Annotated in this window: 13 protein-coding genes; 5 read left to right on the forward strand and 8 right to left on the reverse strand. The window is 73.1% G+C overall.

Annotation, left to right across the window (positions count from 1 at the left end):
- Window positions 1-51: 51 nt before the first annotated feature.
- Window positions 52-1,806, reverse strand: coding sequence for an arginine--tRNA ligase (gene argS, locus ACIQE0_RS12310; RefSeq protein ID WP_402331099.1), 1,755 nt, complete (start codon window positions 1,804-1,806; stop codon window positions 52-54).
- Window positions 1,807-2,028: 222 nt separating this feature from the next.
- Between argS and lysS the strand changes: the two genes are divergently transcribed.
- Entirely contained in the window at window positions 2,029-3,753 is a 1,725-nt protein-coding gene (gene lysS / locus ACIQE0_RS12315) for a lysine--tRNA ligase (RefSeq protein ID WP_402331101.1), read from the forward strand.
- Between the two features lie 296 nt (window positions 3,754-4,049).
- On the opposite strand, the gene ACIQE0_RS12320 is transcribed toward lysS, so the two are convergent.
- Both ACIQE0_RS12320 and ACIQE0_RS12325 read right to left on the reverse strand, forming a co-directional pair.
- Window positions 4,050-4,766 carry a DUF3558 domain-containing protein gene (locus ACIQE0_RS12320; RefSeq protein ID WP_366336131.1) on the reverse strand — a complete coding sequence of 239 codons (717 nt, stop codon included), beginning with the start codon at window positions 4,764-4,766 and terminating at the stop codon, window positions 4,050-4,052.
- A gap of 199 nt (window positions 4,767-4,965) precedes the next feature.
- Window positions 4,966-5,835 (reverse strand): hypothetical protein, encoded by an 870-nt coding sequence (locus ACIQE0_RS12325; protein WP_366336133.1) that lies wholly within the window; start codon window positions 5,833-5,835, stop codon window positions 4,966-4,968.
- 162 nt (window positions 5,836-5,997) lie between these two features.
- Between ACIQE0_RS12325 and ACIQE0_RS12330 the strand changes: the two genes are divergently transcribed.
- Window positions 5,998-7,191 (forward strand): RtcB family protein, encoded by a 1,194-nt coding sequence (locus ACIQE0_RS12330; RefSeq protein WP_402331104.1) that lies wholly within the window; start codon window positions 5,998-6,000, stop codon window positions 7,189-7,191.
- An 82-nt stretch (window positions 7,192-7,273) separates the two neighbouring features.
- Here the strand turns inward: ACIQE0_RS12330 and ACIQE0_RS12335 are convergent, their stop codons facing one another.
- The 3 genes from ACIQE0_RS12335 to ACIQE0_RS12345 all read right to left on the reverse strand — a co-directional run bounded on the left by ACIQE0_RS12335 (window position 7,274) and on the right by ACIQE0_RS12345 (window position 10,565).
- Complete coding sequence (locus ACIQE0_RS12335; protein WP_402331105.1) at window positions 7,274-8,041, reverse strand: SDR family NAD(P)-dependent oxidoreductase; 768 nt, start codon at window positions 8,039-8,041, stop codon at window positions 7,274-7,276.
- Window positions 8,042-8,368: 327 nt separating this feature from the next.
- A complete protein-coding gene (locus ACIQE0_RS12340) occupies window positions 8,369-8,704 on the reverse strand; it encodes a YnfA family protein (protein ID WP_366336139.1) in 336 nt (111 codons plus the stop codon).
- 166 nt (window positions 8,705-8,870) lie between these two features.
- Window positions 8,871-10,565 (reverse strand): FAD-dependent oxidoreductase, encoded by a 1,695-nt coding sequence (locus tag ACIQE0_RS12345; RefSeq protein WP_402331107.1) that lies wholly within the window; start codon window positions 10,563-10,565, stop codon window positions 8,871-8,873.
- Window positions 10,566-10,665: 100 nt separating this feature from the next.
- Between ACIQE0_RS12345 and ACIQE0_RS12350 the strand changes: the two genes are divergently transcribed.
- A complete protein-coding gene (locus tag ACIQE0_RS12350; RefSeq protein ID WP_366336143.1) occupies window positions 10,666-11,358 on the forward strand; it encodes a TetR family transcriptional regulator in 693 nt (230 codons plus the stop codon).
- A 78-nt stretch (window positions 11,359-11,436) separates the two neighbouring features.
- Here the strand turns inward: ACIQE0_RS12350 and ACIQE0_RS12355 are convergent, their stop codons facing one another.
- Window positions 11,437-11,856 carry a MazG-like family protein gene (locus ACIQE0_RS12355; RefSeq protein WP_402331109.1) on the reverse strand — a complete coding sequence of 140 codons (420 nt, stop codon included), beginning with the start codon at window positions 11,854-11,856 and terminating at the stop codon, window positions 11,437-11,439.
- A gap of 146 nt (window positions 11,857-12,002) precedes the next feature.
- Between ACIQE0_RS12355 and ACIQE0_RS12360 the strand changes: the two genes are divergently transcribed.
- Window positions 12,003-12,530 carry a cupin domain-containing protein gene (locus ACIQE0_RS12360; protein WP_402331111.1) on the forward strand — a complete coding sequence of 176 codons (528 nt, stop codon included), beginning with the start codon at window positions 12,003-12,005 and terminating at the stop codon, window positions 12,528-12,530.
- A gap of 91 nt (window positions 12,531-12,621) precedes the next feature.
- Window positions 12,622-13,428 carry an SDR family NAD(P)-dependent oxidoreductase gene (locus tag ACIQE0_RS12365; RefSeq protein WP_402331540.1) on the forward strand — a complete coding sequence of 269 codons (807 nt, stop codon included), beginning with the start codon at window positions 12,622-12,624 and terminating at the stop codon, window positions 13,426-13,428.
- A gap of 33 nt (window positions 13,429-13,461) precedes the next feature.
- Here ACIQE0_RS12365 and ACIQE0_RS12370 read toward each other — a convergent pair whose 3' ends face one another.
- A complete protein-coding gene (locus tag ACIQE0_RS12370; protein ID WP_366336147.1) occupies window positions 13,462-14,055 on the reverse strand; it encodes a hypothetical protein in 594 nt (197 codons plus the stop codon).
- Window positions 14,056-14,107: the final 52 nt, after the last annotated feature.

Genomic DNA, 14,107 nt, shown 5'->3' on the forward strand with positions numbered 1-14,107 from the left:
GCGCGCGCAAGTGCGGTACGGGGGCCCGGGCGTCGCCGGTCGGCGGGCGCCTTACAGCCGCTCGGGGGTGCGGATCCCCAGCAGCGCCATGCCCTTGTGCAGGGTGCGGGCGGTCAGGTCGCACAGGAAGAGGCGGTTCTCCACCTGCGCGGGGGTGTCCGCCTTCAGCACCGGGCACTGGTCGTAGAAGGTCGTGTAGAGCGACGCGAGCTGGTAGAGGTACGCGGCCAGCTTGTGCGGGGCGTACTCCGCGGCGGCCTCCGCGACGGTGTCGCCGAACGCGTCCAGGTGCAGGCCCAACGCCCGCTCCGCCGGGGCCAGTTCGAGCTCCGGGTGGGCGAGGGGGCCGGTCTCGCCGGCCTTGCGCAGGATCGACTGGATCCGGGCGTAGGCGTACTGGAGGTAGACGCTGGTGTCGCCGTTGAGCGAGACCATCTGGTCCAGGTCGAACTTGTAGTCGCGGTTCGGCGACGTCGACAGGTCCGCGTACTTCACCGCGCCGATGCCGACCTGCGCGGCCCGCTCCTGGATCTCGTCCTCGGTGAGGTCGCGGGCCTTCTCGCGCACCACCTCGGCGGCGCGCTGCACGGCCTCGTCGAGCAGGTCCTCCAGGCGCACCGTCTCGCCGGCCCGGGTCTTGAACGGCTTGCCGTCCGCGCCGAGCACCGTGCCGTAGCCCATGTTGTGGGCCTTGACCTGGTCGTTCAGCCAGCCCGCCCGGCGGGCCGTCTCGAAGACCATCCGGAAGTGCAGCGACTGGCGGACGTCCACCACGTACAGCAGCGTCGTCGCGTCCAGGTCGAAGACGCGGTTGCGGATCGCCGACAGGTCGCTGGCGGCGTACCCGAAACCGCCGTCCGCCTTCTGCACGATCAGCGGGACCGGCTTGTCGTCCTTGCCCTTGATGTCGTCGAAGAAGACGACCAGCGCGCCCTCGGAGCGCTCGGCGACGCCGGACTCCTCCAGCAGCCGCGCCGTCTCGGCCATCATGGCGTTGTACGCGGACTCGCCGACGATCTCCTCGTCGCGGATCTCCATGTCCAACTTCTCGAAGACCGAGTAGAAGTAGACCTTCGACTCGTCCACGAACCGCTGCCAGAGGTCAAGCGTCTGCTCGTCGCCGGACTGCAGGGCGACGACCCGCTTGCGGGCCCGCTCCTTGAACTCCTCGTCGGCGTCGAAGACCGCGCGGGAGGCCTTGTAGACGCGGTTGAGGTTGCTCATCGCCTGCTCGCCGTCGGTGTCGGCGGCCGGGGCCAGCTGCTCCGGGTTCTCGATCAGGTACTGGATGAGCATGCCGAACTGCGTGCCCCAGTCGCCGATGTGGTGGCGGCCGATGGTCTTCTCGCCGGTGAAGTCCAGCATGTTGCGCAGCGCGTCGCCGATCACGGCCGACCGCAGGTGGCCGACGTGCATCTCCTTGGCGACGTTGGGCTGCGCGTAGTCGACGACCGTGGTGCCGGCGGTGGCCGTCCGCGGCACGCCGAGGCGGTCGTCGGCGGCGCGGGCGGCGAGCGTGGTGGTGATCGCCCGGTCGGCGACGGTGATGTTGAGGAAGCCGGGGCCGGAGACCTCGACCTCGGCCAGGACGTCGTCGCCGCCCAGCCCCTCGGCGACCTTGCCGGCCAGCTCCCGCGGGTTGCCCTTCAGCTTCTTGGCCAGCGCCAGCAGGCCGTTGGCCTGGAAGTCGGCCCGGTCGCTACGTCGCAGCAGCGGGTCCGCGGCGCCGGCCTCCGGCAGGGCTGCCGAGAGGGCGTCCGCGATGCGCTGTTCGACCGTGGCTGAGAGGGGAGTGACCGGGGCCATGAGCTGCCGTTCCGTTGGAGTGGAAAGGGTTTGCCACGAGTATCCCACGGCACCACCATCGAATTTCCGCGCGGCGGACGTCTGGGACAATGGCCGGGTCAGGCTTTTGTCCGTCCGGACCGCTCCGCGCACGCGCCGCGGCAGACGGGGCGCGGCGCCGTGGGGCGCGATGAGGGCGCATCGGACAAGCACACAGGACACCAGGAAGAGGAAGGGCCGATCGTGGCTCAGCAGAGCACCGAGACCGACTGGGTCTCCAGGTTCGCGGACGAGGTCATTGCCGAGGCGGAGCGCCGCGCCCCCGGCAAACCGGTCGTCGTCGCCTCGGGCCTGAGCCCGTCCGGCCCGATCCACCTCGGCAACCTCCGCGAGGTGATGACCCCGCATCTGGTCGCCGACGAGATCCGCCGCCGCGGCATCCCGTGCGAGCACGTCGTGAGCTGGGACGACTACGACCGGTACCGCAAGGTCCCGGCCGGTGTCGACCCGTCCTGGGAGGAGCACATCGGCAAGCCGCTGACCGCGGTGCCGGCCCCGCCCGGCAGCGCGTACGCCAACTGGGCCGAGCACTTCAAGGCGGCCATGGAGGAGGCCCTGGCGGAGCTGGGCGTGACCTACCGCGGCATCAGCCAGACCGCCCAGTACACCTCCGGCGCCTACCGCGAGCAGGTCCTGCACGCGATGAAGCACCGCACCGAGATCGACGCCGTCCTGGACCGCTACCGCACCAAGGACAAGGCCACCGGCAAGCCGAAGAAGCAGCAGAAGCCGGTGGACGAGGCGGAGCTGGAGGCGGCCGAGGGCTCCGGCGCGGCCACCGAGGACGACGGCAGCGCCGGCGGCGCGGGCTACTTCCCGTACAAGCCGTACTGCACGGTCTGCAACAAGGACTTCACCAAGGTCATCGGCTACGACGACGAGACCACGCAGATGTCCTACGAGTGCGTCGCCTGCGGCCACTGCGAGACCGTGGCGCTGCGCGAGTTCGACCACGGCAAGCTGGTCTGGAAGGTCGACTGGCCGATGCGCTGGGCCTACGAGGGCGTGGTCTTCGAGCCGTCCGGTGTGGACCACTCCTCGCCCGGCTCGTCGTTCGTCGTCGGTGGCCAGATCGTCCGCGAGGTGTTCGGCGCCGACCAGCCGATCGGCCCGATGTACGCCTTCGTCGGCATCAGCGGCATGGCGAAGATGTCCTCGTCCAAGGGCGGGGTGCCCACCCCGGGCGACGCGCTGAAGATCATGGAGGCGCCGCTGCTGCGCTGGCTGTACGCCCGCCGCAAGCCCAACCAGTCCTTCAAGATCGCCTTCGACCAGGAGATCCAGCGGCTCTACGACGAGTGGGACAAGCTCGCCGCCAAGGTCGCGGACGGCACCGCGCAGCCCGCGGACGCCGCGGCATACGCCCGCGCGATCGGCACCGCCGCGGGTGAACTCCCGCGCACCCCGCGCCCGTTGCCGTACCGCACGCTGGCCTCCGTCGCGGACATCACCGCCGGCCACGACGAGCAGACCCTGCGCATCCTGAGCGAGCTGGACCCGGAGCACCCGGTCACGTCCCTGGACGAGACCCGGCCGCGGCTGGACAAGGCGGAGCACTGGATCAGCACCCAGGTCCCCGCCGACCAGCGCACCGTCGTCCGCGACGAGCCCGACACCGCGCTGCTGGCGACCCTGGACGACCAGTCCCGCGGCGCGCTGCGGCTGCTGCTGGAGGGCCTGGACGACCACTGGTCGCTGGACGGCCTGACCACCCTGGTCTACGGCGTCCCGAAGGTGCAGGCGGGCCTGGACCCGGAGGCCAAGCCGACCCCGGAGCTGAAGGTCGCCCAGCGCGCCTTCTTCGCGCTGCTCTACAACCTCCTGGTCGGCCGGGACACCGGCCCCCGGCTGCCCACGCTGCTGCTCGCGGTGGGTGCGGACCGGGTCCGCAAGCTGCTCGCCGGCTGAGCGGCGGGGCCGGGCGCCGGCCCCTCCTTGAGCGCGAGAACGGGTTCGGCCCCGGGAACGACGGTTCCCGGGGCCGAACCCGTCACGCCAGGCCTGGCCGAGCGCGTGGAAGGCCCCGTCCCCTGGTTGCACCGAGGACTGTCGATCTTGCTGTCCCCGCTGCTCGGTAGGGTGTTCACCGTCCGGCGTAGGGGCAACACGGTTGCCGCGTCGGGGGGTTGGGACGCGAACCGTGGCGATGGGGGGATTCGGTGGTCACAGGGCGCGGATTGCGCCGCTGTAAGCCCGCGGCCGGGTCAGCCCTTGTTCGCCTTGGTCACGGCGGTGACGGCCTCCTTGGCGGCGGCCTGGGCGGCCTTCAGCACGTCGTTGCCGTTGGGGGTGTCGGCGCCGGCCATGCCCGCGCCGTTGTAGTTGAGGGTCACGACGATGTTGGCGGTGCGCGCCACGATCGTCGTGTTCTTGAAGTCGTTGTCGTCCTTGCTGATGTCGTAGGTGATGGCGGTGGCCGCCTCACCGGTGTCGGCGGTCGCCACGGTGGCGACCTTCTTGGCGCCCTTGGTGCCCTTGGCGTCGTCGATCTGCTGGGTGTAGAAGTCCGTGGCGCGCTTCTCGCCGGAGCCGATGGCCGGGTCGGAGTCGTAGCGCTGGAAGGCGACGTCCAGCCAGCGGAACTGGGTGCCGTCGACGCCCTGCTCGTCCGAGCTGCTCCAGGAGCAGGCGCCGCGCGCGCCGGGGTCGGTGGACTTGCCCGGCTCGCCGGCCGCGTCCTTCACCTTGGGCAGCAGCGTGTTGAGGGTGTCCTTGGAGAACGCCTCGCAGGCGTTCGGCAGCTTCTTGTACTTGGCGGCCGCGACGGTCGGCGAAGGGGAGCCGGCGGTGGCGCTGGACGAGCCGGAGGGAGTGCTGCCACCGGAGCTCTTGCTGTCCGAGCCGGAGCACCCGGCGACGAGCAGCATCGGCACTGCTGCGCAGGTGAGGAGGCTGGCGAGGCGCTTGGCTGATCGGTGCATGGTTCCTTCGCTGTTCGTCGTCGTCGAGTCGTTGCGGACCCCTGTGGTGCGGGGTGACCCGCCCCCGGGCGGGGTCGGGCACTAGGGCACGGTACGCGGCGGAGCGAGGCGCGGGGCCGAGGTGCGGCGATCGATGAATGGGGTGAATCGGGCGAAGTCGGCGCCAACTTCGCCTTCCGCGTCAACTGCCTTTATGGGTCTATTCGCTGAGGCCGTCGGCCAGTTCGCCGGCCAGGGAACGGGCCTTGTCCTGCAGTTCCTGGCTTTCCGGCAGATGCGACTTGTCCGTGGACCACTGGTCGTAGGTGAGCGTCACGATGACGTTCGACGTGCGAAACACCACAGTGACATCGCGGTGCACACCGGAGTCGGTGGTGATCAGTTGGTCGTTGAGGAAGCCCGCGTCGCCGAGGCCGTCAAGGGCGCGCGGGGCGAGCGGACCGCCGGGGTTCGTCGCGGGGTCGGCGGAGGAGTCGGACGGGGAGGCCGACGGGGTGCCCTTGGCCGCGGCGCCGTCCGCCTTCTTCCCGCCGGAGTCCTTGTCCGGGGCCGGGCTGGTGGCGCCGTCCGTGGGGCCCGGCTTGGTCGAGGGGGAGGCGGCGTCGGTGGACGGGATCTTGGCCGCCTGCTCCTTCTCGCGGTAGATCTGCTGCGCCCGGTCGTCGTCGCTGGTCGCGGAGTCGTACGAGACCACGCGCTGGATGTCGAGCGTGAGGTGGCGGGTGCCCGCGGTGGTCTCCCGCGTCCACTGGCAGCCCACCCGGCGGTCGGTGTCGTAGGTGACGTCGGCCCGGCCGGCGTAGATCTTCTGCGCGTCCGCGGCCGACAGGCGCTGGCCGTCGCCGGGCAGCATGTCGCGCAGGGTGCTGCGGGACGGGAGGCCGCAGGCCTCCGGCAGGGTCTGGTAGCGGCCGGGTTGGGCGGACCGGCTGGCGGTGGCGGTGTCCCCGCTCTTGCCGTCGCCGCCGTCGGGGCCGGTGGTGGAACCGCTGCTGCAACCGGTGAGACCGGCGGCCAGGGCCGCGGCGACCAGCAGCGCGGCACCCGGTACGAACGATTTGCGCGGCACCGTTCGCGGCTCCTCTCCTGCGGAAATACGGTTGCCGCCGAGAGGCGGCCGATGGAGACAATGTCTACCGCACGTCGAGCCGTGAACGCCGGTTCGCTGTCCGGGATCAGGCGTATTGTCCGCCTTTTGCGTTTTTCGGTTTTCCGGGGGAAAGAGTCAGCTATGTCGTACACCGAAGTGCCCGGTGCCCAGGTGCCGATCCGGATGTGGGCCGACCCGGCCACGGTCGAGGGCGTCGCGATGCAGCAGCTGCGCAACGTCGCCACGCTTCCGTGGATCAAGGGCCTGGCCGTCATGCCGGACGTGCACTTCGGCAAGGGGGCCACCGTCGGGTCGGTCATCGCGATGCAGGGGGCGGTCTGCCCGGCCGCCGTCGGCGTGGACATCGGCTGCGGCATGAGCGCGGTCAAGACCTCACTCACCGCCGACGACCTGCCCGCCGACCTCTCCCGCCTCCGCTCCCGGATCGAGCAGGCGATCCCGGTCGGCCGGGGGATGCACGACGACCCGGTCGACCCGCGCCGGATGCACGGGTTCCGCGCCGCCGGCTGGGACGACTTCTGGGGGCGCTTCGACAAGGTGGCCGAGGCGGTCAGGTTCCGGCAGGAGCGGGCCGCCAAGCAGATGGGTTCGCTGGGGTCGGGGAACCACTTCATCGAGTTCTGCCTGGACGAGACCGGTTCGGTCTGGCTGATGCTGCACTCCGGCTCCCGCAACATCGGCAAGGAGCTGGCCGAGCACCACATCGTGCAGGCCCGCAGACTGCCGCACAACCAGGGGCTGGTCGACCGCGACCTCGCCGTCTTCGTCGCGGACACCCCGCAGATGGCGGCGTACCGCAACGACCTGTTCTGGGCGCAGGAGTACGCCCGGCACAACCGCGACGTGATGATGGCCCTGTTCCAGGACGTCGTCCGCGCGGAGTTCCGCAAGGCCCGGCCGGTCTTCGAGCCGGTGATCTCCTGCCACCACAACTACGTGGCGGAGGAGACCTACGACGGCGTGGAACTGCTGGTGACGCGCAAGGGCGCGATCCGGGCCGGCAGCGGTGACTACGGGATCATCCCCGGCTCGATGGGCACCGGCTCGTACATCGTCCGGGGCCTGGGGAACGCGGCGTCCTTCAACTCCGCCTCGCACGGCGCCGGCCGCAAGATGAGCCGGAACGCCGCCAAGAAGCGCTTCTCCACCCGCGATCTGGAGGAGCAGACCCGGGGCGTGGAGTGCCGGAAGGACTCCGGGGTCGTCGACGAGATCCCCGGCGCCTACAAGCCGATCGAGAAGGTCATGGAGCAGCAGCGGGACCTCGTGGAGGTCGTCGCCGAGCTCAAGCAGGTGGTGTGTGTGAAGGGCTGACACTTGCGGCGGGCCCTCCCGGTGCACCTGAGGGGTGCGCCGGGAGGGCCCGTGCCGTGGGGGCCGCGCGGGCTCCCCTTCCTCAACTGCTGCGGTGCACCTTGGTGTTGGACGCCTGCGCCCGGGGGCGGACGACGAGCAGGTCGATGTTGACGTGCGGGGGGCGGGTGACCGCCCAGGAGACGGTGTCGGCGATGTCCTCGGCGGTGAGCGGCGCGTCCACGCCCGCGTAGACCCGGGCGGCCTTGTCGGCGTCGCCGCGGAAGCGGGTGGTCGCGAACTCCTCGGTCTTGACCATGCCGGGGGCCACCTCGATGACCCGTACCGGCTCACCGCACAGCTCCAGGCGGAGCGTCTCGGCGATGACGTGCGCGCCGTGCTTCGCGGCGACGTACCCGCCGCCGCCCTCGTACGTCGCGTGCCCGGCGGTGGAGGAGAGGACGACGACGGTGCCGTCGCCGGAGGCGGTCAGCGCGGGCAGCAGCGCCTGGGTCACGTGGAGCACGCCGAGCACGTTGACCTCGTACATCGCGCGCCAGTCGGCCGGGTCGCCGGTGGCCACCGGCTCCGCGCCGAGCGCGCCGCCGGCGTTGTTCACCAGGACGTCGAGGGACGGGAAGCGGTCGAGGGAGCGCGCGAAGGCTTCGACGGCGGCGCGGTCGGTGACGTCGAGCGCGTACGCCTCGGCGTGCGGCAGCTCCTCGGCGAGGGCCTCGATGCGGTCCTTGCGGCGGGCGGTGAGCACGACGCGGTAGCCGGCGGCGGCCAGGGCCCGGGCGGTCGCGGCACCGATGCCGCTGCTTGCTCCGGTGACGACGGCGGTACGGAGGCCGGCGGTGTCGGCGGTCATGGTGCTCTCCCTCTACACGGTGTGGACGGGCGGCGAACCGTGGCGCGGAGCGCGGACCGTGGTGGGGTGCGCGGGCTGCGGCGCGGCTCGTGACCTGCGGTGCGGGTGATGCTGCGGAGCCAGGATATGCAGTGCTGGAGGGCGGGTCGGGGGCCGGTGGTCCGGTCGCGCTCTCGCCGCTGCGGCTCTGGGGTCTGCCGTCACCTTTCGGTCGTCCGCCCGTGGGGCGGGCCGGGCGGCGTCCGGTGCGGCGCGAGTGCGGGCCGGGCACCGGAGGCAGCCGGGAGCGCGATGGCAGGGCCTGCGGGCGGCGCGCGCCCCGCCCGCTCAGCGGCCGCGCGGCGCGTACATGATCACGGCCATGCCGGCCAGGCAGACCAGGGCGCCGATGACGTCCCAGCGATCCGGGCGGTAGCCGTCCGCGACCATGCCCCAGGCCAGCGACCCGGCGACGAACACCCCGCCGTACGCGGCGAGGATCCGGCCGAAGTGGGCGTCCGCCTGGAGCGTGGCCACGAAGCCGTACGCGCCCAGGGCGAGCACCCCGGCGCCGATCCACGCCCAGCCCCGGTGCTCCCGCACCCCCTGCCAGACCAGCCAGGCACCGCCGATCTCGAAGAGTGCGGCGACGACGAACAGGGCTGCGGAACGGGCGATGAGCATGCCGCTCAGCCTAGAGAAGAGCGGTGGGGGAGCGGCGGGGCGGTGCCCCGGCGGCCGGACCCGGCGCGAGGTGCCCGGTGCGCCTGCCCGGTGCGCCCCCGGTGCCGGGCCGGCGCCCGGTGCGCCGAGGGGGCACCGCCGGCGGGTCCTATCCGCTGATACCCGCTCATATTCGCGCCGAGGGCGCCGAGGGTGCGGCGGGTGCCGAGGTGTGCGAGGGCCCGCCGCCGGCGGGGCCCGTCGCGGCGCCGGTCCAGTGGGCGAGGGCGGTGCGGAGCGCCGCGGCGCGCTCGGCGGTGGCGGTGGCGTCCGACGCCCAGGCGATATGGCCGTCGGGGCGCACCAGGAGCGCCGTCCGGCGCCCGCTCGCCCATGAGGCGGTGACGACCCGGTCAGGCGCGGGGAGCGGGGCACCCGCCGGCAGCTCGCCCTCGGGGGTTATCAGCACGAACCGGCCCTGGCGGAGGAGCTCGTAGAGCCGCCCGCCGCCCGCGAGGCAGACATCAGGGGCGCGCCGGCCCGCCAGCCGATGGGCACCGCGCTCGGCCCGATAGGCGACGTCGATGCCGGACACCCGGCCGATCGCCCGGCGGGGCACCGGCCGCAGCCCCATCAAGAGCCGCATGCCGACGTCGCGCAGCGCCCGGCCGGGACCGGAGCGCACCAGCGCGAGCCGGATCAGGGCGCCGCTGCTGCGCAGCACCTCCTTGCCGACCGGATGGCGCTCCGCGTGATAGCTGTCCAGCAGGCCGTCGGGGGCGTGGCCGCGGAGCACCGCCGCCAGCTTCCAGCCGAGGTTGGCCGCGTCCTGGAGGCCCACGTTCATCCCCTGGCCGCCGGCCGGGGAGTGGACGTGCGCGGCGTCACCGGCGAGGAAGACCCGGCCGACGCGGTAGGCCGGGGCCTGCCGCTCGTCGCTGTGGAAGCGCGAGAGCCAACGGGCGTCGTGCAGGCCGTAGTCGGTGCCGAAGGCGAGGCGGGCGACCTCGCGGATGTCCTCCAGGGTGACGGGGGCGTCGTCGGCGGCCTGGGCGTGGCGGCTCCAGCCGATGACGCGGTGCCAGCCGTCCCCGAACGAGGCGATCAGACCGAAGGCGTCATCGGTGGCCCTGACGGCGAAGGGGGTCTCGGGCGTCCGGGCCAGCCGGACGTCGGCGAGGACGACGGAACGGACGACGGCCTTGCCGGGGAAGGGCAGGCCGATCGCCTCGCGGACGGCACTGCGGGCGCCGTCGGTGCCCACCGCATAGGCGGCGCGCAGACTCCCGACGCCGCCGGGCGCACCGCCGCGGGGACCACCGTCCGCGCCGCCGTCCGCGCCGCCGTCCTCCCCGAGGGCGGCACGGAAGCGCACCGTCACACCGTCCGCGTCCTGGTCGAGCCCGCGCACCTCGGTCCCGAACCGGAAGGTGACGCCGGCCTGTCGGGCGCGGCGCAGCAGCAGCCGGTCGACCTCGTACTGCGGTGTGATCAGGACGAAGGGGAAGCGGGAGCGGAGCCGGGCGGCCGGCAGCGTCGCCTTCCCGAACACTTCGAGCCGGTCGAGCCGATGGCCGCCCGCGACCAGTTCGTCGGCGAGCCCGCGGGCGTCCAGCTGCTCCAGCGACCGGGCGTGCACGGCCAGGGCCCGGCTGAGCTTGCCGGCGGCGTGCTCCCGGCGCTCCAGGAGCGCGACGGACAGGCCCGCCTCGGCGAGGTCCCCGGCCAGCAGCAGCCCGGTCGGGCCGGCGCCGACCACGATCACGTCCGCGTCCCGCCCGGTGGACCGGGTGCCGTCGTTCGCTTCCGTGCCGGTGCCCCTGCTCGGGCCGCTGCCGGCGCCGCTGCGGGTGAGATGGGGCGTGCGGTCGAGGTCATCCATGATTGCCGCCTCCTGCCAACGCTTGTTGGTCAACGCTTGTTGGCAATCGTAGGACCGCCGCGACTCGCGTGTCAACGCTCGTTGGCCTACATTTGTTGGCATGGTCGAACGCAATCCCTCCGCCACCCCCGCCGGTGCCCGTTCCGGCGCGCGCGGCGGCACCCCAGCCGTCACACCGGAGGTCGACGACGGCCCCACCCCCGTCGTCGTCGAGGCCCCCGACGCCGGTGCGCACCCCCGCCCCCGCCGCTCCGACGCCACCCGCGCCGCGATCCTCACCGCCGCCCGGGACCGCTTCGCCGCCGAGGGCTACGAGCGCGCCACCATCCGCGCCATCGCCCGGGACGCGGGCATCGACCCGTCGATGGTGATGCGCTACTACGGCAACAAGGAGGGCCTCTTCACGGCCGCCTCCGAGATCGACCTGCACGTCCCGGACCTCACCGAGGTGCCGCACGAGGAGCGGGGCGCCCGGCTCGTCCGCCACTTCATCGAGCTCTGGGAGAGCGACGAGACGCTCACCGGGATGATGCGCGTCGGCGTCACCAACGAGGCCGGCGCCGAGCGGATGCGGAACGTCTTCGTCGAGCAGGTGCGGCCGCTGATCGACTCGGTCTGCGCGGTGCCGGAGGAGGCGCCCGCCCGCGCCGCCCTCATCGGGTCGCAGATCCTGGGCATGGCGCTGTGCCGCTATGTCCTGCACATCGGGCCCGCCGTCGACTTCAGCCGCGACGAGCTCGTCGCCTGGCTGGCCCCCACCGTCCAGCGCTATCTGACGGCGGAACGGCCGTAACGGGGGCGGCGGTTGACACGGCGGGGCGACCGCCCGGCACCGGGGAACGGCGACCGAAGGCCCGCGCCGGCCGACGCCTCAGGGCGAAGCCGGCGCCGCTCCCGGCACCCGCCCCGCGACCCGTCGCAGATGCCCCTCGAAGACCCGCTGCGCATCGGGCGTCAGCGTGCGCAGCGCCACCATCGCCGTCACGATCACATCGCACAGCTCCGCCTGGACGTCGTCCCAGGTGTGGCTGTGGCCCTTGCGCGGATTCTGGCCGGTGGCCCCGATGACGGCCTGGGCCACCTCACCGGCCTCCTCCGAGAGCTTCAGGAACCGCAGCAGCCGCTCCTGCTCCGCCGGCAGCACGCTCTCCCGGTCGAGCCAGCGCATCAGCCCGTCGATGGTGTCCCACGGAGCCGTGCCGGACGAGGGGGCCGGGGAACGGCCGCTGTCCGGCGGGCAGTTGACGGCGGGCGCGGGCTCGGCGGAGGAGGGCGCAAGGGGATCGGACATGGCCCGATTCTGCCGCGCGTTCCGCGTCCGGCGCCCCCTCCGCGTCTAGGGTGAGGCCGAAGCCGGCCGGAGAGGCGATGAGCACAAGGCCGGCGACCACCGGAGCCGTACCCCGGTACGGCGGACGAGCGGGAGGCGGCCGGCCGATGGACGAGCACCCCGCGCTGCCCCGGGACCCGTTCCCGCGGGAGCTGATCGCGTTCTACGGGCTGACCCGGCTGCCCCGGGAGGGCGGCTGGTACCGGCGCACCTGGGCCGGGCCCGAGCGGCCGGACGGCCGACCCGAGGGGTCGGCGATCGTGATGCTGCTGACCGCCGAGCCGGGCGTCTTCTCCGCACTGCACCGGCTGCCGGGCGACGAGATCTGGCACTTCTACCGGGGCGACCCGCTCACCCTGCTCCTGCTGTCCGAGCGCGAGGGCGCCGGTGGCGCCGACTCCGTCCGCACGGTGGTCCTCGGCCCGGACGTACTGGGCGGCCAGCACGTGCAGTTCACGGTCCCGGCCGGCACCTGGATGGCCGCCGAGGTCGCCGCCGGGGGCTCCTGGACGCTCTTCGGCTGCACCATGGCGCCGGGTTTCACCTTCGCGGACTACGAGCACGGGGACGCGGGGCGGCTGGCCGAGCGGTTCCCCCGGGAAGCGGCGCGGATCGCGGCGCTGGGGCGGGCATGACGGCGCCGCGGGCACGAGGCGCCCCTCCCGCGTGACGAGGTGTGCAGGACGAGGCGTGCAGAAGGCAGCCGGCAAGGAGGACCCCACCCCCATGGACAGCACCCCCCACCACCACCGCACCGGCCCGCTCGACCCCGGCCTCCCCGACCTCACCGGACAGGTGGTGCTCGTCACCGGGGCGTCGGGCGGCGTCGGGCGGGGGATCGCGCTGCGGTTCGCCGCCGCCGGGGCGGACGTGGTGGCGCACTACCGGGCGGGCGGTGCGGCGGCGCGGGCGCTGGTCGAGGAGATCCAGGAGGGCGGCGGGCGGGCGCTCGCGCTGCGCGCCGACCTGACCGCGGAGGAGGAGTGCCACCGGCTGGTGGCGGACGCGGCCGGCTGGCGGGGGCGGCTGACCGCGCTGGTGAACAACGCCGGGGTGCAGCCCGTCCAGGAGCTGGCCGGGATGGCGCTCGCCGACTGGCGGGCCGTCGCCGACCCCAATGTGCACAGCGTCTTCGCCTGCACCCAGGCGGCGGTGCCGGCGCTGCGCGCGGCCGGCGGCGGCACGGTGACCCATATCGCCTCCATCGAGGCGGACCGCCCGGCGCCGCTGCACGCCCACTACTGCGCGTCCAAGGCGGCGGTGGTGATGCACGCCCGGTCCGCGGCCCTGGAGTACGGGCCGTACGGCATCCGCGTCAACAGCGTCTCGCCGGGGCTGATCGACCGGCCCGGACTGGCCGAGGACTGGCCGGAGGGGGTGGCCCGCTGGCAACGGGCCGATCCCCGTGGGCGGTTGGGGCGCCCCGAGGACATCGGCGACGCCTGCGTCTTCCTCGCCTCGCCGATGGCCTCCTGGATCAACGGCCACGACCTCGTCGTGGACGGCGGGGTCTCGGCCCGTCCCACGTGGTGAGCCCGCCGCGGTGCCGCGCCGCCGCCCCCTGCCCTACGGCCACACCAGGCAGTACGCCTGGTGCCCCGCCTCATGGAGGCGGTGGGAGAAGTCCTGCCACTCGTGGAGGAGTTGGTAGACGCTGAAGGCGTCGCGCGGGCCGCCGCGGTCGGGGACGGTGGACCAGATGAAGGCGGCCGCGCCGACGGACTCCTCGCCGACGCCGCGCAGCGGGTCGACCACGGTCATCGGGAGCTTCACGACGGCGTAGTCGGGGTGCAGGACGACCAGCTCCAGCGGGGGAACCTTGTGCAGCGGTATCCCCTCTATACCGGTGAGGACCATGGCCGCCATGGTCTCCGGCTTGATCTTGGTGAACATGCCGCCCATGCCGAGCTCGTCACCGCCGAGTTCCTCGGGGCGCATCGAGATCGGGACCCGGGCCGCCGTCGCGCCGTTGGGCGCCCCGAAGTACTTGTACGTCACCCCCATGCGGCCGCCCCTGTTTTCCCCGCCCGTGATGCTCTCGGTGCTCTCGTGCCGGTCGTCGCTGCGGTGCTCGGAGCCCCCACGCCGGTGACGGCCGCGCTGGGCGCGCTCGGGACCCCGGTCATTGGTTCCCTCGCCCAGTTCGCCACCGCGATGCATATCTCCACCCGACTACTCGCAGCCTCAGCCGCGCAACCCGATCATCGTCCCA

The organism is Streptomyces sp. NPDC093097 (assembly GCF_044754325.1).
In the GTDB taxonomy this organism is placed as follows: domain Bacteria; phylum Actinomycetota; class Actinomycetes; order Streptomycetales; family Streptomycetaceae; genus Streptomyces.

What these genes read in the sequence shown, in the direction of transcription:
- ACIQE0_RS12370 (WP_366336147.1), bottom strand. Translation starts at nt 14,055, where the DNA reads ATGCATCGCGGTGGCGAACTGGGCGAGGGAACCAATGACCGGGGTCCC.
- ACIQE0_RS12330 (WP_402331104.1), top strand. Translation starts at nt 5,998, where the DNA reads ATGTCGTACACCGAAGTGCCCGGTGCCCAGGTGCCGATCCGGATGTGG.
- ACIQE0_RS12360 (WP_402331111.1), top strand. Translation starts at nt 12,003, where the DNA reads ATGGACGAGCACCCCGCGCTGCCCCGGGACCCGTTCCCGCGGGAGCTG.
- ACIQE0_RS12350 (WP_366336143.1), top strand. Translation starts at nt 10,666, where the DNA reads ATGGTCGAACGCAATCCCTCCGCCACCCCCGCCGGTGCCCGTTCCGGC.
- ACIQE0_RS12335 (WP_402331105.1), bottom strand. Translation starts at nt 8,041, where the DNA reads ATGACCGCCGACACCGCCGGCCTCCGTACCGCCGTCGTCACCGGAGCA.
- ACIQE0_RS12340 (WP_366336139.1), bottom strand. Translation starts at nt 8,704, where the DNA reads ATGCTCATCGCCCGTTCCGCAGCCCTGTTCGTCGTCGCCGCACTCTTC.
- ACIQE0_RS12355 (WP_402331109.1), bottom strand. Translation starts at nt 11,856, where the DNA reads ATGTCCGATCCCCTTGCGCCCTCCTCCGCCGAGCCCGCGCCCGCCGTC.
- ACIQE0_RS12320 (WP_366336131.1), bottom strand. Translation starts at nt 4,766, where the DNA reads ATGCACCGATCAGCCAAGCGCCTCGCCAGCCTCCTCACCTGCGCAGCA.
- argS (WP_402331099.1), bottom strand. Translation starts at nt 1,806, where the DNA reads ATGGCCCCGGTCACTCCCCTCTCAGCCACGGTCGAACAGCGCATCGCG.
- ACIQE0_RS12365 (WP_402331540.1), top strand. Translation starts at nt 12,622, where the DNA reads ATGGACAGCACCCCCCACCACCACCGCACCGGCCCGCTCGACCCCGGC.
- ACIQE0_RS12345 (WP_402331107.1), bottom strand. Translation starts at nt 10,565, where the DNA reads ATGGATGACCTCGACCGCACGCCCCATCTCACCCGCAGCGGCGCCGGC.